The 17,038-nt window shown below is 70.3% G+C and carries 14 protein-coding genes and 1 pseudogene; 7 read left to right on the forward strand and 8 right to left on the reverse strand.

All coding sequences use genetic code 11. The features are described from left to right. Nucleotides 1–10 precede the first annotated feature (10 nt). Complete coding sequence (locus tag H4F98_RS06125) at nt 11–370, reverse strand: Rieske (2Fe-2S) protein (RefSeq protein WP_182685901.1); 360 nt, start codon at nt 368–370, stop codon at nt 11–13. An 87-nt stretch (nt 371–457) separates the two neighbouring features. On the opposite strand from H4F98_RS06125, the gene H4F98_RS06130 reads away from it, so the two are divergent. From H4F98_RS06130 to H4F98_RS16830, 5 genes and pseudogenes are all read left to right on the forward strand, one after another. After that, entirely contained in the window at nt 458–751 is a 294-nt protein-coding gene (locus tag H4F98_RS06130) for a hypothetical protein (protein ID WP_220479108.1), read from the forward strand. A 43-nt stretch (nt 752–794) separates the two neighbouring features. After that, entirely contained in the window at nt 795–1,523 is a 729-nt protein-coding gene (locus tag H4F98_RS06135; protein WP_182685903.1) for a fumarylacetoacetate hydrolase family protein, read from the forward strand. A 70-nt stretch (nt 1,524–1,593) separates the two neighbouring features. Further along, a complete protein-coding gene (gene mscL / locus H4F98_RS06140; RefSeq protein ID WP_182685905.1) occupies nt 1,594–2,007 on the forward strand; it encodes a large-conductance mechanosensitive channel protein MscL in 414 nt (137 codons plus the stop codon). 143 nt (nt 2,008–2,150) lie between these two features. Further along, nucleotides 2,151–3,584 carry a M28 family peptidase gene (locus H4F98_RS06145; RefSeq protein ID WP_182685907.1) on the forward strand — a complete coding sequence of 478 codons (1,434 nt, stop codon included), beginning with the start codon at nt 2,151–2,153 and terminating at the stop codon, nt 3,582–3,584. 100 nt (nt 3,585–3,684) lie between these two features. After that, nucleotides 3,685–4,005: pseudogene (locus tag H4F98_RS16830) on the forward strand (RebB family R body protein); the annotation flags it as partial. Between the two features lie 318 nt (nt 4,006–4,323). Here the strand turns inward: H4F98_RS16830 and H4F98_RS06155 are convergent. The 5 genes from H4F98_RS06155 to H4F98_RS06175 all read right to left on the reverse strand — a co-directional run bounded on the left by H4F98_RS06155 (nt 4,324) and on the right by H4F98_RS06175 (nt 11,904). Beyond that, entirely contained in the window at nt 4,324–5,136 is an 813-nt protein-coding gene (locus H4F98_RS06155; protein WP_182685909.1) for a class I SAM-dependent methyltransferase, read from the reverse strand. 29 nt (nt 5,137–5,165) lie between these two features. Next, complete coding sequence (locus H4F98_RS06160; RefSeq protein WP_182685911.1) at nt 5,166–6,017, reverse strand: TrmH family RNA methyltransferase; 852 nt, start codon at nt 6,015–6,017, stop codon at nt 5,166–5,168. Nucleotides 6,018–6,038: 21 nt separating this feature from the next. Next, entirely contained in the window at nt 6,039–7,481 is a 1,443-nt protein-coding gene (locus H4F98_RS06165) for an amino acid carrier protein (RefSeq protein WP_182685913.1), read from the reverse strand. A 194-nt stretch (nt 7,482–7,675) separates the two neighbouring features. After that, entirely contained in the window at nt 7,676–10,813 is a 3,138-nt protein-coding gene (locus H4F98_RS06170) for an efflux RND transporter permease subunit (RefSeq protein WP_182685915.1), read from the reverse strand. A 2-nt stretch (nt 10,814–10,815) separates the two neighbouring features. After that, entirely contained in the window at nt 10,816–11,904 is a 1,089-nt protein-coding gene (locus H4F98_RS06175; protein ID WP_425487578.1) for an efflux RND transporter periplasmic adaptor subunit, read from the reverse strand. A gap of 218 nt (nt 11,905–12,122) precedes the next feature. Between H4F98_RS06175 and H4F98_RS06180 the strand changes: the two genes are divergently transcribed. Then, nucleotides 12,123–12,674, forward strand: a complete 552-nt coding sequence (locus H4F98_RS06180; protein WP_182685918.1) for an O-acetyl-ADP-ribose deacetylase — start codon at nt 12,123–12,125, stop codon at nt 12,672–12,674. A gap of 205 nt (nt 12,675–12,879) precedes the next feature. On the opposite strand, the gene H4F98_RS06185 is transcribed toward H4F98_RS06180, so the two are convergent. Together H4F98_RS06185 and pyk are read right to left on the reverse strand one after the other, a co-directional pair. Next, nucleotides 12,880–13,890: a class I fructose-bisphosphate aldolase gene (locus tag H4F98_RS06185; RefSeq protein WP_182685919.1), complete on the reverse strand. Its 1,011-nt coding sequence runs from the start codon at nt 13,888–13,890 to the stop codon at nt 12,880–12,882. Nucleotides 13,891–14,050: 160 nt separating this feature from the next. After that, a complete protein-coding gene (pyk, locus tag H4F98_RS06190) occupies nt 14,051–15,517 on the reverse strand; it encodes a pyruvate kinase (RefSeq protein ID WP_182685920.1) in 1,467 nt (488 codons plus the stop codon). Between the two features lie 209 nt (nt 15,518–15,726). Here pyk and H4F98_RS06195 point away from each other — a divergent pair, with 209 nt between their 5' ends. Continuing rightward, nucleotides 15,727–17,031: a short-chain fatty acid transporter gene (locus tag H4F98_RS06195; RefSeq protein WP_182685921.1), complete on the forward strand. Its 1,305-nt coding sequence runs from the start codon at nt 15,727–15,729 to the stop codon at nt 17,029–17,031. Nucleotides 17,032–17,038 lie beyond the last annotated feature (7 nt).

The raw sequence follows: 17,038 nt of genomic DNA on the forward strand, positions 1-17,038 counted from the left end.
GTACGGCCGGTTACTCCAGCCAGACCGCGCCGTCGCGCACCTGCAGGACCACTTCGCGCAGGGATTCGCCGCGGCAGGGCCCCGCCACGCACTCGCCCCGCCCCAGCTCGAAGCTGGCGCCGTGCGCCGCGCAGACCAGCAGGCCCTCCTTGCTGCGCAGGAACTGGCCGGGCGACCAGTCCAGCCGGCGGCCCGCGTGCGGGCAGATGTTGAGCCAGCCGCGCACCACCTCGCCCTCGCGGAACAGCACCAGCGACTCCGCGTCGCCGTCGAGCACGGCCTCGATCTCCACCAGGCCGCCGTCGGGCACGCGGTCGAGGGCCAGCAACGGCGCTGCCGAACCGTCTGAATCCTGACTGCCATCACGCATCGTTAACGAATCCATTACACGGGAAACTGGTCGCCGACCGATACTCCTCGCTCGGCGATGTTGCCGCATTGTGTCACGACGTACCGAATGTCCGCTTACGCTTTCCGCTTCGATCCCAGCTGGATCCGCTCGCGCGTCCATGCCGCCGCCTCGCCCCGCAAGCCGCGTCAACGCTGGTTGCGCGTCGCCTTCGGCGTGGTGGGCGTCGCCCTGCTGGCGGTGCTGGTGATGTTCAGCGTGGTGGTGGGCGCGGCCATGATCGCCGTCGGCCTGCTGTTCCGGCTGTGGCAGCAGCGCGGCAAGCCGGTGGCCCGCGACAGCCGGGTGGTGGACGGCGAGTACCGGGTGGTGGAAAAGCCCCGCCTGCCGCCGGTACGCTGAGCGTCCCGGGCCGATCGCGGCCCAGCACCAAGAGCCAGACTCCATGGGCGACGTCATCCAGGCGCCGGCAGTGCCGCGCGCTCCCGTCACGATCGACGGCAACGTTTCCGCCGATCGTTTCCCGGTCCGCCGCATCTACTGCGTGGGCCGCAACTTCGCCGACCATGCGCGCGAGATGGGCGCCGTCGCCCCGGCGAGCCGCGAAGCGCGCGGGCAACCGGTGTTCTTCCTTAAGCCGGCCGACGCGCTCGTGCTCGACGGCGAGGTGCCCTACCCGCCCGGCACGCGCGACCTGCACCACGAGGTCGAACTGGTCGTCGCGCTCGGTGCCGACGCCCCCGCCGGCGTGCTGGATCCTGCCGATGCCGAAGCGCTGGTGTACGGCTACGCGCTCGGGCTGGACCTGACCCGGCGCGACCTGCAGGCGGCCGCCAAGGCCAAGGGCCTGCCCTGGGACACCGGCAAGTCCTTCGACCACGCCGCGCCGATCGGCCCCCTGTGTCCCGCCGCCGCGCTGGGCCCGCTCGCCGGCCGCACGATCCGCCTCCACGTCAACGGCGAGCTGCGCCAGCAGGGTTCGCTCGACGACCTCATCTGGACCGTGCCGGAGATCCTGCACGAACTGTCCCGACTGTACGCACTGCGCGCCGGCGACCTGGTCTTCATGGGCACGCCCGCCGGCGTCGGTCCGCTGCAGCCCGGCGATCGCTTCGAGGCCACGCTCGACGGCCTGCCCACGCTGTCGGGCCGGATCCTGCCCCCGGCGGGCTGACCCGCATCAGCGCCGTGCCCGCGCCCGATTCGGGTAGTCTACGGTATCCACCACACACGAGGAGCTCCCGATGGGCATGGTCAGCGAATTCAAGGCGTTCATCGCGCGCGGCAACGTGATCGACCTCGCGGTCGCGGTGGTGATCGGCGCGGCCTTCGGCAAGATCGTCACCGCGCTGGTGAATGGCATCGTCATGCCCGTGTTGGCGACCCTGACCGGCGGCGTCAACGTCAGCGACTGGAAGATCGTGCTGGACCCGGCCACCGTCGATGCCGCGGGCAACGAGGTCGCCGAGGTCGCGATCAGCTACGGCATGTTCATCCAGAGCATCATCGACTTCCTGCTGATCGCCTTCGTGATCTTCCTGTTCGTGAAAGCCTACAACCGCCTGAAGAGGGCCGAGGAAGCAGCGGAAGAAGCGCCCGCCGGGCCGACCGAGGAAGTCCTGCTGCTGCGGGAGATCCGCGACTCGCTGCGCAAATGAGCGGCGACGCGCCAGGCTCGCATGGGATTGCAGGCTGCGACGCAAAACGCTCAAGCCACGCATGACTTGAGGCACCCCGGCCGAAGCCGCGCGCTTGCTAAGCTCGCGGCTTCGTCTTTTTCCGGCCCCTCCTGGAGATATCCATGCGCAAGACCCTGCTGGCCCTGGCCACTGCCCTGCTCCTGTCGAGCACCGTCGCAACCGGCCCCGTCCAGGCAGGCGAGAGCGAGACCTTCATCAGCGTGGACGCAACCGCGGCCGTGCCCGGCCTGCGCGATGCCGCGCTGCGCAGCGACCTGGCCTATCGGGTCGTCGAGTCCCTGACCACCGAGGTCGGTCCGCGCCTGGCCGGCAGCGAAGCCGACGCGCGCGCCGTCGCCTGGGCCGAGGCCAAGTTCCGCGAGCTGGGCTTCGACAAGGTCTGGAAGGAACCGGTCACCTTTCCCAAGTGGGAGCGCCGCAGCGAGCACGCCCGCATCCTGGGCGCGAACGCGCAGCCGCTGACGATCACCGCCCTGGGCGGCAGCCCCGGCGGCACGGTCGAAGGCGAGGTGGTGCGCTTCGCCGACCTCGACGCGCTGGAGGCCGCGCCGGCCGGATCGCTGGCCGGCAAGATCGCCTTCATCGACTACCGCATGGAACGCGCGCGCGACGGCGCCGGCTACGGCCCGGGCAGCCGCGTCCGCAGCCGCGGCCCCTCGGCGGCCATTCGCGCGGGCGCGGCCGGCTACGTCATGCGCTCGGCCGGCACCGACTCGCACCGCAACCCGCATACCGGCATCACCCGTTTCGACGACGGCCTGCAGCCCATCCCGTCGGCCGCGCTCTCGGTCCCCGACGCCGACCAGCTGGCGCGCCTGGTGGCCCGTGGCGCGACCCGCCTGCGGATCGCGCTGGACTGCGGCTGGACCGGCACCGCGACCTCCTACAACGTCATCGGCCAGATCAACGGCAGCCGCCATCCCGACGAAGTGGTGGTGATCGGCGGCCACCTGGACTCCTGGGACCTCGGCACCGGCGCGATCGACGACGGCGCGGGCGTGGGCATCACCATGGCCGCGGGCGCCCTGATCGGCCAGTTGCCCAGCCGCCCGGCGCGCAGCATCCGCGTGGTCGCGTTCGCGAACGAGGAGCAGGGCCTGTACGGCGGCAAGGCCTACGCCGAAGCGCACAAGGACGAGGTCGGGCTGCACGTGATCGGAGCGGAGAGCGACTTCGGCGCCGGCCGCATCTACGGCTACTCGAGCTCGGCGCCGGCGTATGCCGGGCCCGCCGACAAGGCGATCGCCGAAGCCCTGGCCCCGCTGGGCATCGTGCACATGCCCGGCGAGGGCGGCCCGGGACCTGACATCGGTCCGATGGCCGCCAACGGCGTGGCCTGGGCGCGCCTGGCCCAGGATGGCACCGACTACTTCGACCTGCACCACACCCCCGACGACACCTTCGACAAGATCGATCCGCAGGCGCTGGCGCAGAACGTCGCCGCCTACGCGGTCTTCGCCTACCTGGCGGCGTCGAACGAGGGCGAACACGGTTTCGGCAGCGCGCCGCGGGACACGCCCGCGGCTGCCGACTGAGCCTGGCCGGGACGCGTCCGCGGCGCCGGACTGGCGTCGCGGGGTGGGCGTCGTAGACTGACGGCTCACGGAACACCCACCCCAAGCAAGGAGCATTGCCATGTCGTCCGTCCCCCCTCCCGGCCAGACCATCACCGATTCGGTCACGCAGACCAACACCAAGGTCGTGGCCGAAGCCCCGGCCATGGCGATGGCGACCATCTACCAGAGCCTCGCCCACGCGACCGGCATCCTCTACGAGAACGCCGTCACCGCCCAACAGCAGCAGAATGCGCTGTCGCAGGCGGTGGCGAACGCGGGCGTGATGCAGATCTACTCGTTGGACGTGATTCCCGGCGCGGGCAAGCCCGAAGACCTGCAGGCGCAGTTCGAGGGCAGTGCGGCCGATCTCAAGGCCGCGATGTCGAGCGGCCTGAACGCACAGCTCGTCGAGGCGGTGAACCTCAGCCTGCGCAGCGTGCTCGACAGCGCCGGGGACTTCGCCTATGGCATGCGAAGTGCGACCCAGGCCATGCAGGCCGCGCTCGATGAAGCAAGCGCGGCCCAGTACCACGCCTGCATGCGGACCCTCAAGCTGGCCGCGACCGCCGCCTGCATGCACGCGATGATCGCCGACGTGGGCCAGGCCGAGGCCTATGCCAGCGTGCTCGACGTCATTCGCCGGGAATGAGCCCATCGCCAAAGGGCCCGCACCGGACATCGCGCCACGCGGCTCGCACGACGTGAGGCGGCGCCGGCGCTAACGGCGTGCGAGCAGCACCCACTGTCCCTGTGGCAAACCGGCCGACGCTACCTGCACGCGATGGGCCACCGCCTGAGCGAAGCCGGCCGTGCGCAGGTCGTCCAGCAATTGCCAGCCGAAGTGGTGGAAGCAGACGATGCCCCCGCTGAGCGGGTCGCCATGGTATTCGGGCGGACCGAAGTGTTCGATGCTGCCGTCGGCGCGGGGACGGGCGATGCACCGGTTGTCCAGCTGGCCTTCGTAGAAGGGCACCGTGAGGGCGAGGACGCCGCCCGGCCGCAGCACCCGCGCGAACTCGCGCAGGGCCGCTTCATGGGCAGGGACGTGTTCGAGCACGTCCAGGCTCAGCACGGCGTCGCAGGACGCCCCGGCATCGCCCAGTGCAGTCACGTCGCCATGACGGGCCAGCCCGGCCACGCCATGCCGCCATAACCAGGCGCTCAACCGCAGCCGCTGCCATCGCCCCTGCAGGTACTCGCTTCCGCGCAGGCCACCGATGCGGGGGCGCAGGGCGAGAAACAGTCGGCTGGCCTGCTCGGTAATGCGCACCGTCGACGTCGCCGGATCGGCCAGCGATGCCAGCATCACGCGGGCTGCCGCCCGCTGCCTGGCATTGCAGCCGCAGGAAAGGCACGCGAGGCCCTCTCGCATGTTCCCGTCCGGGTTGGCGAACCCACGCGTCGCCCCGCACAGATCGCATTGGCCCGCGAGGTGGCGACGCCGCGCGGCGTCGGCGACGGCCGCGGCTTCGGCCGCGATGACACCGGATGCATCGGGGTGCCAATCGGCCAGGCCCGACCAGCCATGCATGCCAACAGGTCCGCCCATCCGTGCGGGCCTCAGTGACGCATCCGCCACGCCGCCATCAGCACGGCGCTGGCGGCGGCCACGTTGAGGCTTTCCACCGCGCCCGTGCCGGGGATCGAGAGCTCCAGCTCGCAGGTCCGCGCGAAGTCGCGGTCCATGCCTTCTCCCTCCGCGCCCAGCACCAGGACGAGGCGCTCGGGCAGCGCCGCGTCGAACACGCTGCGGCCGCCGGCGACGACCGTCCCCGCGAGCTGGAAGCCGGCGCCGCGCAACGGCGCCAGCCCGTCCTCCGGGCGCCCCATGCGGACCTCCGGCACCGCTTCCGCGCCGCCTTCGGCCACCCGGGCCGCCGCACCGGAAAGTGCGAGCGTGGAATGCCGCGGCAGCAGGATGGCGGATGCGCCGAAGTGGGCAGCCGAACGCAGGATCGCGCCATAGTTGTGGGGATTGCCGACGCCGTCGAGCCAGATCGCAAGCTGGGGACCGGCGTCCAGCGACGCCAGCCAGTCCGAAAGCGCAAGCGCGGGCGTGCGCAGGACGTCGGCCACCACGCCTTCATGGTGGCTGCTGGCCGCCAGCCGGCGCAGGTCGTCCTCGGCGACGACCCGATACCCGATGCGATGGGCCGCGCACCACTTCAGCAGCGGCTGCAGGTCGGGGATGCGCGACTCGGCCAGGTACAGCTTGCGCAGCGCGTCGGGACGCCGGGCGAACATCGCGCGCACGGCGTTGAGTCCGTACAGGCGGAGTTCGCGCTGCGCGCCGGGCGCTTGGCTCGCGTCGTCGACGGGCTGCGGTCGCTTCGCCGCGGGACGACGGGGCCCATCGGCCGGGGCACGCTCGCGGCGGCCACCACGACCCCAGGGGGAGCCGGGCTCAGCCATGGGCAAGCGACCCCGGGCGGTTCATCGGGATGCCTTCCGCTCGACCCAGAAGTCGGCGTTGCGGATACCCAGCGCCTCGGGGTCGAATTCGGGATCGAGGCCCGCCTTCTTCTGCCGCTCGTAATCGCGCAACGCAAGGAACGCCGGCTTCTGCAGGATCAGGATGGCGATGATGTTCAGCCAGGCCATCAGGCCGACGCCGATGTCGCCCAGGCCCCAGGCCAGCGCCGCGCTCTTGATCGCGCCGTAGCCCACCGCCGCCATGATGCCGATGCGCAGCAGCAGGGTCAGCCACGGACGGTGCACGCGGCGATTGATGTAGGTGACGTTGGTTTCGGCCATGTAGTAGTAGGCCACGATCGTGGTGAAGGCGAAGAACAGCAGCGCCAGCGCCACGAAGGGCGCGCCGAAGCCCTGCAGGAAGGTTTCCACCGCCGCCTGCGCGTAGCCCGGGCCCGCTTCGACGCCCGGCAGTTCGTTGACGATCATGCTGCCGTCCGGTGCCTGCACGTTGTACATGCCGGTCGACAGGATCAGGAAGGCCGTCGCCGAACACACCAGCAGCGTATCGACATAGACCGAGAAGGCCTGCACGTAGCCCTGCTTGGCCGGGTGCGAGACCTCGGCCGCGGCCGCCGCATGCGGGCCGGTGCCCTGCCCGGCTTCATTGGAATAGATGCCCCGCTTGACGCCCCATTCGACCGCCAGGCCGGCCACCGCGCCGAACGCCGCCTCGCGACCGAACGCGCTGTTGAAGATCAGCGCGACCATGTCGGGCAGCATCTGCACGTTCAGTACCACGACCACCAGGGCGATGACCATGTAGGCGGCCGCCATGAAGGGCACCACGACCTGGGCGAAGTGGGCGATGCGCTTGACGCCGCCGAAGATGATGAAGCCCAGCGCCAGCACTACCGCCGTCGCGGTGATCCACGGTTCGATGCCCCAGGCCGTCTGCATGCCCTGGGCGATGCTGTTGGCCTGGACGCCCGGCAGCAGCAGGCCGGTCGCGACCACGGTGACCAGTGCGAACAGCCAGGCGTACCAGCGCTGGCCCATCGCCTTCTCGATGAAATAGGCCGGGCCGCCGCGGTACTGGCCCTTCTCGTCCTTCTCCTTGTAGATCTGCGCCAGGGTCGACTCCACGTAGGCGGTCGAGGCGCCGAGGAAGGCCACCATCCACATCCAGAACACCGCGCCCGGCCCGCCGAAGGTGATCGCGGTGGCCACACCGGCGATGTTGCCGGTCCCCACGCGACCCGACAGCGACATCGCCAGGGCCTGGAAGGACGACACGCCGGCCTTGGAGGACTGGCCCGAGAACAGCAGGCGGATCATCTCGCCGAAGCCGCGCACCTGCATGAAGCGGCTGCGGATCGAGAAATAGAGGCCGGCGCCCAGGCACAGGTAGATCAGTGCGCGGCTCCAGATGATGTCGTTGAGTGCTGTGACCAGTGCTTCCACGTATCTCTCCCCGGGACAAGGCCGCATGGCGGCGAAGCGGGGGCCGGTGGGCACCCGCCCGCCTCCCCGCGAATCAGGCGCCCACGATACCCGGAATCGGCGCCGCGGTCGTGCGGCCGCACGACGCCCCGTCCTTCGTGACGCCAGTCACGGCGCGCGGTCCAGGTCGGGTCGGGTGCGCGCAAGCGACCCGCTCAGGCCAGGCCGCCGGCCTCCGGGGTGCTGGACTCGAGCTTTTCCAGTTCGTGCTTCACCGCGTCCGGCGAGCGCGTGTAGCGCGCAAGCAGCACGTAGAACACGGGCACGATGAACAGCGACAGCAGGGTCGAGAACGAGACGCCGAAGATCACCACGACGCCGATCGTCGCGCGGCTGGCCGAGCCGGGTCCGCCGGCCAGCACCAGCGGCAGCGCACCGGCGACGGTGGCGATCGAGGTCATCAGGATCGGCCGCAGCCGCACCGCCGATGCCTCGACGATCGCTTCGTGGATGCTCCGCCCGGCATCGCGCAACTGGTTGGCGAACTCGACGATGAGAATGCCGTTCTTCGCAGCAAGGCCGACCAGCATGACGATTCCGATCTGGCTGAACAGGTTCAGCGTGCCCCCGGTCACCAGCAGTCCCAGCAGCGCGCCGAGCACGCCCAGCGGCACCGTCAGCATGATCACGAAGGGATGGATGAAGCTTTCGAACTGCGCCGCCAGCACCAGGTAGACGATCAACAGCGCCAGCACGAAGGTCAGCAGCACCGCGCTGCCGGCCTTCTGGTACTCGCGCGACTCGCCCTTCCAGTCGATCTGCGCCTGCTCGGGCAGCTCCTCGCGCACCACCTGGTTGAGCCAGGCGATCGCGTCGCCCAGCCGGTAGCCGTCGGCGAGGCCCGCGCTGATGGTGATCGCGCGCAGGCGGTTGAAGCGGTTCAGGCTGCCCGCTTCGGCCAGCTCGGTCAGGCTGACCAGGTTCGACAGCGGCACCAGCTCGCCGTTGCGGGCCCGGACCTGGATCGCCTGGAGGTCGGCCGGCGTCGCCCGCGCGGGCTTGTCGGCCTGCAGGACGACGTCGTACTCCTCGCCGTCCTGGACGAAGGTGGTGACCCGGCGACTGCCCATCATGGTTTCCAGCGCGCGACCGATCGAGGAGACGCTCACGCCCAGGTCGGCCGCCCGCTGGCGGTCGATCTGGACGCGCATCTGCGGTCGGGTCTCCTTGTAGTCGGAGTCGGCGCCGTACAGGTTGGGATTGTCGTCGATCCGCTTGAGCACGCGGTCGCGCCACTCCGCCAGTTCGGCGTAGTCGGGGCCGCCGATGACGATCTGCAGCGGCTGGCCGCCACTGCGCACCAGGCCGGTACGGACCCGCGGGAAAGCGCGCACGCCGGTGAGCTTGTCCAGTTCGCCGCGCAGTTGCTCGACCACGTCGTTGGTGCTGACGTCGCGCTTGTCCCAGTCCTGCAGGAACACGATGACGTTGCCGGTGTGCATTTCCTCGCTGGCGCCCCAGCCGCCCGGCACGCGCGTGTTGGCGCGCAGGATCGGCCGGTCCTCCTCGCCGGGCTTGGCGATCTGCTCGTCCATGATCGCCTCGACCTGGTGGATCTGCCCGACGGTGTAGTCGAAGCCCGCGCCCTCCGGCCCTTCGACCGAAACGAAGAACACGCCGCGGTCCTCCGGCGGCGCCAGCTCGGTGGGCATCCAGCGGAACAGGCCGAAGATCGCCACCAGCGACACCACCATCAGCAGCCCGAAGACCCAGGGATGCTCGACGCTGCGGTCCAGGAAGCGGCGGTAGCGCTCGCCGAGCCGGTCCAGGCGCGCGGTGATCCACCGATGCACGGGGTTGGACTTCTCCTCGCTGTGCGGCCGCAGCAGCTTGGAGGCCATCATCGGGCTCAGGGTCAGGGCGACGAAGGCGGAGATCGCCACCGCGCTGGCCAGCGCGACCGAAAGCTCGCGGAACAGGCGCCCGGTGTTGCCCTCCATGAAGCCCACCGGCAGGAACACCGCCACCAGCACCGCGGTGGTGGCGATGACGGCGAACGCAACCTGTTTGGTGCCGCGCGAGGCGGCGACCAGCCGCGGTTCGCCCAGGTCGGTCCGGCGCTGGATGTTCTCCAGCACCACGATGGCGTCGTCGACCACCAGGCCGATGCACAGCACCAGCGCCAACAGGGTCAGCAGGTTGATCGAGAAGCCGAACAGGTAGAGCGGGATGAACGCCGCCACCAGGCAGACGGGCACCGTCAGGGCCGGGATCAGCGCGGCGCGGAAGCTGCCCAGGAACAGCCAGATCACCAGCAGCACGAGGACGATGGCCTCGGCCAGGGTGTGGTAGACGCGCTCGATGGCTGCCTCGATGAACAAGGTGCTGTCGTAGGCGACGAAGATGTCCGTGCCCTGCGGCAGGGTCGGCTGGATGCGCTCGGCTTCCTCGCGCGCCGCCCGCGCCACTTCCAGCGCGTTGGCGGTGGAGGTCTTGTTGATGCCCAGGCCGATGTTCGGCTCGCCATTGCTCCGGTAGTAGGCGCGGCGCTCGGCGGACTCGAGTTCGACGCGGGCGACGTCGCCCAGGCGCACGACGTAACCGTCGTCGCCCTTGCGCAAGGGGATGCGCGCGAAGTCCTCCGGCGCCTGGTAGCTGCGCGCCAGGCGCAGGGTGAAGTCGCGGCTGTCGGACTCGATGCGCCCGGCCGGCAGTTCGACGTTCTCCGCGCGCAACGCGTCCTCGACGTCGTTGGCGGTGATGCCGCGTGCGGCCATGGCATTGCTGTCGAGCCAGATCCGCATGGCGTAGCGCTGCTGCCCGCCGATGCGCACCGTGGACACGCCGTCCAGGCTGGACAGACGGTCGACGATGTAGCGCTCGGCATAGTCGCTCAGCTCCAGCGCGTCCATCGTGGTGCTGTTCATGTTGAGCCAGATGACCGTGTCCGAATCGCTGTCGGCCTTCTCCACTTCCGGCGGATCGGCCTCGTCGGGCATGCGGTCGGCGACGCCGCTGATCGCGTCGCGCACGTCGTTGGCGGCGGCTTCGATGTCGCGTTCCAGGGTGAACTCGATGGTCACCGACGAACGTCCGTTGACGCTGCGCGATGAAATCGTCTCCACGCCCTCGATGCCCGACAGCGCGTCCTCCAGCACCTGGGTGATGCGGGTCTCGACCACCGCCGCCGAAGCGCCGGGATAGCTGACGTCCACCGATACGATCGGCGGGTCGATCGCCGGCAGCTCGCGCAGGGTCAGGCGGCTGAACGCCATGATGCCCAGCACGATCAGCAACAGGCTCATGACGGTGGCGAACACCGGGCGGCGGATCGACAGCTCGGAGAAATTCATGCTCAGGCTCCGCGATCGGGGGCGGCGTCCGTGCCTTCGTCGGTGGGGACCGCGTCATCGGGGGCGGCATCGGCGCCCCGCACCGGGCCGCCTTCGCTGACCAAGGCGCCCGGGCGCAGCTTGCCGGTGCCGTCGACCACGATGCGATCGCCCGCGGCGGCGCCGTCCAGGACCTCGGCCAGGCCTTCGCGGCGCGCGCCGACCTCGACGTCGACGCGCTCGACGGTGTCGTCGTCCTTGACCCGGAACACGTACGAGGTGTTGCCGACCTGGACGATCGAGATCTCCGGCAGCACCAGGGCCTCGCGTTCGGGCCGGCTCAGGACGACCTGCAGCAGCATGCCCGGGCGCAGCGCGCGGTCGGGATTGTCGAAGTCGCCGCGGACGGTGACCGCACGGGTGGCGGCATCGATGCGGTTGTCGATGGTGCTCACCACGCCGCCGAACCTGCGGCCCGGGTAAGCCTCGCTATGGCCTTCCAGGGTCTGGCCGACGGCCAGGTGCGCGAGTTGCGACTCGGGCACCGGGAAATCCACGTAGACGCGGTGGGTATCGTCGAGGGTGGCGATCGGCGTGCCGGGGGTGACCAGCGCGCCCGGACTCACCTGGCGGATCCCGAGCACGCCGGCGAACGGCGCGCGCACCACGCGGTCGCTGAGCTGGGCACGGATCTGCGCCACCCGTGCCCGCGCCGCGTCGCGAATGGCGCGCTGGGCATCGAACTGCGAACGGGAGATCAGTTTCTGCTCGACCAGTTCGTTCTGCCGGTTGAACAGCTGGCTGGCCTCCTCCGCGGCGGCGAGCGCCTCGTTGAGCGCCGCCTGCTGCGCCTGCCCGCTCAAGGTCACCAGCGGCGCGCCGGCGGCGACCTCGTCGCCGCTCTCGAAATGCACGTCCTGGACGATCTCGCTGACCTTGGCGGTCACGGTGATGGATTCGCGCGCCTTGACCGTGCCCAGGGCCTGCACGGTGTCGCTCCAGGGCCGCGGCTCGAGGACCTGCGTGCTCACCGGCGTCGCACGCGGCCCCTTCTCCTGTTCAGCCCGGTTGTCGCCACATCCGGCCAGGGCCACCAGCAGGAACGGCACGATGAGTGCGCCCGCCAGGCCAAATGGGTGCCGACGTACACGGCGCGATGGGCGGGAGGCGGGGCGATCGGGGTATCGGGGCATGCGGTTCTCTGGACGTCTGTACGGCGCGGACACGGGCAATCGGCAAGGATAGCCATCCCCATGAACGCTCACCTGTCCCATAAGTTGACACCGGTGTGCTCCTCGCCCCGTGACGACGGGCGGCCTGGAGACGCGCCATGACCCGCGACGCGCCCGTGCCGGGGTCCTGCCGGGTGGCACGGGGCGACATCACCGCTTTGGCGGTGGAGGCCATCGTCAATGCCGCCCAGCCCGCGCTGCTGGGCGGCGGCGGGGTCGACGGCGCGATCCACCGGGCCGCGGGCCCCGGCCTGCTGGCCGAATGCCGCGGCCTGCCCGAGTCGCGGTCCGGCGTCCGCTGCCCGACCGGCGAGGCCCGGATCACCGGCGGCCACCGGCTGCATGCGCGCCATGTCATCCACGTGGTCGGACCGGTCTGGCGGGGCGGCGACCATGGCGAGGCGGCCCTGCTCGCCAGCTGCTACCGCCGCGCGCTCGACCTGGCGCGCCGGCATGCCGTCGCCTCGATCGCGTTCCCGGCCATCAGCTGCGGGGTGTACGGCTACCCGCCGGACCACGCGGTGCCGGTGGCCGTGTCCACCGTCCTGCGCTGGCTGGAGGACACCGGCACTCCGATGGACGTGGTCTTCAGCTGCTTCGACGCCGCCATGGCGGCGCGCTACCGGACCGCCCTCGCGACGCCGGACTGAGGCCACCTTGCCGGGCCAGCGCCTGTCCGGCGAGTGATCGGGCGACGTCGGCGCCGCGCTCGAAGCCGCGTTCCGACCTGCGCAGCCGGGTGACGTCCAGGCGCGCGCCCGACGCCTCGCCGGGAGCGCCAGGGCGGTTGCCGCCCTACAGCGAAAAAAAACGCCGGCACGTGGCCGGCGTTTCCAGAAGCGTGGCGCGCCCGGGTCAGGCGGCCTTGCTCCACTCGCCCAGGGCGGCCAGGCCGTTGGCACGCGCGCGCTCGTACACCGTGGCCTGGGCCTCGGCGACGTTCCTGGCGATGTCCTGCGACCACAGCTTCAGCGCCGCCGACTGCATGGCGCGACCGTACGAGAACGACAGCGGCCACGGGTTGGGGCCCATGCGGTTCATCGCGTCCAGGTGGGCGGTCGCGGCTTCGTCGCTCTGGCCGCCGGACAGGAACACGATGCCCGGCAGCGTCGCCGGCACGGTCGACTTGAGGCACTGCAGCGTGGCCGCGGCCACTTCCTCGACCGAGGCGTCGTCGCCGCTGGTCGTGCCCGGCAGGACCATGGAGGCCTTCAGGATGGTGCCCTCGAGCATGACGTTCTGCTCGTACAGCGATGCGAACAGCGAGCGCAGCGTGACTTCAGTGACTTCGTAGCAGGTGTCGATGTCGTGGTTGCCGTCCATGATGACTTCCGGCTCCACCATCGGCACCAGGCCCTGCTCCTGGCACAGCGCGGCATAGCGGGCCAGCGCATGGGCGTTGGCGTCGATGCAGGTGCCGGAAGGAATGTCGTCGCCGATGTTGATCACCGCGCGCCACTTGGCGAAGCGGGCGCCGAGCTTGTAGTACTCCTCCAGGCGCGCGCGCAGCCCGTCCAGGCCCTCGGTCACCACCTCGCCCGGGAAGCCGGCCAGGGCATGGGTGCCCTTGTCGACCTTGATGCCGGGGATCATGCCGTTGTCGGCCATGAGCTTGGCGAAGGGCACGCCGTCGCGGGTGGACTGGCGGATGGTCTCGTCGAACAGGATCGCGCCGGAGATGTAATCGCTCAGCTTCGGCGTGGCCAGCAGGAGCTCGCGGTAGGCACGGCGGTTCTCTTCGGTGCATTCGATGCCGACACCATCGAAGCGCTTCTTGATGGTGGCATTCGACTCGTCGATGGCGATGATGCCCTTGCCCGGGGCGACCATGGCCAGGGCGGTTTCGGCAAGCTGTTCGATGCTCATTGCGGGTCCTGGGGATGGGGTGGGAAGCCGCGCATTATAGCCCCAGCCCCGGCGGTCCGCCTCCCCTCGGGGACCGACAATCAATGACTTGCAGGCCAGACACCCCGAAAAACAATACCAGTGGCGGCGCCCGGCGCAGGAGCGGACGCCACCCGGGGGCTCACAGTTCGCCCAGGCCCTCGGCCTGGCCGTTCGCGCCGACCTGCAGCAGGCGCAGGGTATTGGTGGCGCCGCGGTGCTCCATGTGGTCGCCGCTGGTGAAGATGATCCGCTCGCCGGCATCCAGCAGGCCGGCGTCGAAAAGCTGCCGGATCGCGCTGCGGGCGGCATCGCGCGAGGCCAGTCCACGGCTGTCGAAGTCGATCGGGAACACGTCGCGCATCATCGCCATCTTGCGGCGCGAGCCGTCATGGCGCGACAGGCCGAAGATGGGCACCGAGGACCGGAAGCGCGACAGGAAGCGCGCCGTGCCGCCGGACTCGGTCATCGCCACGATCGCGCGCACGCCGATGTGCTCGGCCAGGAACATCGCCGACATCGCGATCGCCTGGTCGGCGCGCTCGAGGTTGCGCGGCGCGGCCTCGAAATCGGTGTCGTGGGCGAACTGGCGCTCGGCGCCCAGGCAGATGCGCGCCATGGCCTCGACCGCCTTGATCGGGTAACGCCCGGCCGCGGATTCCGCCGACAGCATCACCGCGTCGGTGCCGTCGATGACCGCGTTGGCCACGTCGAGCACCTCGGCCCGGGTGGGGATGGGACTCTCGACCATCGACTGCAGCATCTGCGTCGCCGTGATCACCACCTTGTTGCGCTCGAGCGAGACGCGGATGATCTTCTTCTGCAGGCCCGGGAGCTCGGCATCGCCGATCTCCACGCCCAGGTCGCCGCGCGCGACCATCACCACGTCGCTGGCATCGACGATCTCGACCAGGTTCTCGATCGCCTCGGCGCGCTCGACCTTGGCGACCAGCGCGGCTTCGCTGCCCGCCTCGCGGGCGACGCGGCGCGCTTCGTTCATGTCCTCGGCGTTGCGGCAGAACGACACCGCGATGAAATCGGCGTCGGCCTTGGCGGCGTACTGGATGAGCGCGCGGTCGTGCTCGGTCAGCGCGCCCAGCGACAGGCCGCCGCCGAGCTTGTTGAGACCCTTGCGATCCGACAGCACGCCGTCGTTGAGCACCACGCAGGCGATGCGCGGGCCCTCGACCTTTTCGACCCTCAACTGCATCAGGCCATCGTCCAGCAGCAGGACGTCGCCGGGCGCGACGTCGCCGGGCAGGCCGAGGTAGCTCACGCCGACCGAACGCGCAGTGCCCGGGGGCGCATCGTCGCTGGCGATGAGGTCGAATGCATCGCCGCTCTTGAGTTCCACCTTGCCTTCGGCGAAGCGCTCGATGCGGATCTTCGGGCCCGGCAGGTCGGCAAGGATGCCGACCTCGACGCCGACGCGGCGCGCCGCCGCACGAACGGCCTCGGCGCGCTCGAGTTGGGAGGCCGGATCGCCATGGGAGAAGTTCAGCCGCACCACGTCGACACCCGCCTTGAGCAGCGCGTCCAGCACGCCCGGGGGGTCGGTGGCCGGGCCGAGGGTGGCGAGTATCTTGGTGCGGCGTTGTTGTGCGCTCATGCGTGCGAGTCTGGCGTCGATCCCGCCGAAACTAGCACAGCGCCGCGGCGTTTCGCCCCACGCGCCGCCGCCGAACGGCGAATGGCGCCGGGCGTGTGCACAGTGGTATGAAATGTCCTCGGCCAAAGCAGACCAGTGCACGGCGCCACGCGAACGGCATGGCGGCCGGTTGCGCGGCGCCGACCGCCCCGAACAAGACAGGCCCCTCCATGCTCAACCGTCTCTCGCGTCCCGCCGTCCGCCTCGTCGAGCGCTACCTGCCGGACGCCTACCTGCTGGTGCTGCTGCTCACCCTGGTGGCCGCCGCTTCCGCGATGCTGGTCGAGCGGCAGACGCCGGTCGCCGTGCTGCGCATGTGGGGCGAGGGCTTCTGGGGCCTGCTGGCATTCTCGATGCAGATGCTGCTGGTCCTCGCCACCGGCTTCATGCTCGCCAGCACGCCACTGGTGAAGGCATGGCTCGCGCGCCTGGCCGCGCTCGCGCGCGGCCCGGGCAGTGCCATCGTGATGGTGAGCCTGGTGTCGCTGGCGGCGAGCTGGATCAACTGGGGTTTCGGCCTGGTGGTCGGTGCGCTGTTCGCGCGGGAACTCGCCGCCCAGGTGCGCGTGGACTATCGCCTCCTGGTCGCGAGCGCCTACTCCGGTTTCGTCGTCTGGCACGGCGGCCTCGCCGGCTCGATCCCGCTGACGATCGCCACCGAGGGGCATTTCATGGCCGACGCGATGGGGGTCGTGCCGACGACGCGCACGATCTTCGCGCCCTACAACCTCGCCATCGTCGCCCTGCTGTTCGTCGTCGTGCCGTTGGTGAACCGCTGGATGTTGCCGCCGTCCGGCGAAGCGGTGCTGCACGTCCCCGAAGCGGAACCATCGGCCCCGCCACACGCGGACGCTGCCTCGCCGGCCGACCGCCTCGAGGACAGCCGCTGGTTGTCCTGGCTGGTTGGCCTGGCCGGCATTGGCTTTCTGGCCGACCATTTCATCGGCGGCGGCGGGCTCGACCTCAACATCGTCAACCAGGCCTTCCTGATGCTGGCGATCGTGCTGCACGGGACGCCACGGCGGCTGCTGGCGAGCCTGCAACAGGCCGTGCGCGGCGGCGCGGGGATCGTCATCCAGTTCCCCTTCTATGCCGGCATCATGGCGATCATGGTCGACTCCGGCCTCGCGGCGACCCTCTCGCAAGGCTTCGTCTCGATCGCCACGGAGCGCACGCTGCCCTTCTGGAGTTTCATCGCCGGCGGCGCGCTCAATCTCTTCGTGCCCTCCGGCGGCGGCCAATGGGCGGTGCAGGCACCGATCATGGTCCCGGCGGCGGAGACGCTGGGCGCGGATGTCGCCAAGGTCGCGATGGGCGTGGCCTGGGGCGACGCCTGGACCAACCTGGTGCAGCCCTTCTGGGCGCTGCCGGTGCTGGCGCTGGCCGGCCTGAAGGCCCGCGACATCATGGGTTTCTGCCTGGTGCAATTGCTGGCCACCGGCCTGGTGATCGGCGCCTGCCTGCTCTGGCTGTGACACATCG

The organism is Marilutibacter spongiae (assembly GCF_014145325.1).
Taxonomy (GTDB): Bacteria; Pseudomonadota; Gammaproteobacteria; order Xanthomonadales; family Xanthomonadaceae; genus Marilutibacter; species Marilutibacter spongiae.

Bases quoted from the DNA above. Each gene is read 5' to 3' on its own strand.
- H4F98_RS06135 (WP_182685903.1), top strand. From the start codon at position 795: ATGGGCGACGTCATCCAGGCGCCGGCAGTGCCGCGCGCTCCCGTCACG.
- H4F98_RS06125 (WP_182685901.1), bottom strand. From the start codon at position 370: ATGCGTGATGGCAGTCAGGATTCAGACGGTTCGGCAGCGCCGTTGCTG.
- mscL (WP_182685905.1), top strand. From the start codon at position 1,594: ATGGGCATGGTCAGCGAATTCAAGGCGTTCATCGCGCGCGGCAACGTG.
- H4F98_RS06170 (WP_182685915.1), bottom strand. From the start codon at position 10,813: ATGAATTTCTCCGAGCTGTCGATCCGCCGCCCGGTGTTCGCCACCGTC.
- H4F98_RS06180 (WP_182685918.1), top strand. From the start codon at position 12,123: ATGACCCGCGACGCGCCCGTGCCGGGGTCCTGCCGGGTGGCACGGGGC.
- H4F98_RS06145 (WP_182685907.1), top strand. From the start codon at position 2,151: ATGCGCAAGACCCTGCTGGCCCTGGCCACTGCCCTGCTCCTGTCGAGC.
- H4F98_RS06160 (WP_182685911.1), bottom strand. From the start codon at position 6,017: ATGGCTGAGCCCGGCTCCCCCTGGGGTCGTGGTGGCCGCCGCGAGCGT.
- H4F98_RS06195 (WP_182685921.1), top strand. From the start codon at position 15,727: ATGCTCAACCGTCTCTCGCGTCCCGCCGTCCGCCTCGTCGAGCGCTAC.
- H4F98_RS06185 (WP_182685919.1), bottom strand. From the start codon at position 13,890: ATGAGCATCGAACAGCTTGCCGAAACCGCCCTGGCCATGGTCGCCCCG.
- H4F98_RS06130 (WP_220479108.1), top strand. From the start codon at position 458: ATGTCCGCTTACGCTTTCCGCTTCGATCCCAGCTGGATCCGCTCGCGC.
- pyk (WP_182685920.1), bottom strand. From the start codon at position 15,517: ATGAGCGCACAACAACGCCGCACCAAGATACTCGCCACCCTCGGCCCG.
- H4F98_RS06155 (WP_182685909.1), bottom strand. From the start codon at position 5,136: ATGCATGGCTGGTCGGGCCTGGCCGATTGGCACCCCGATGCATCCGGT.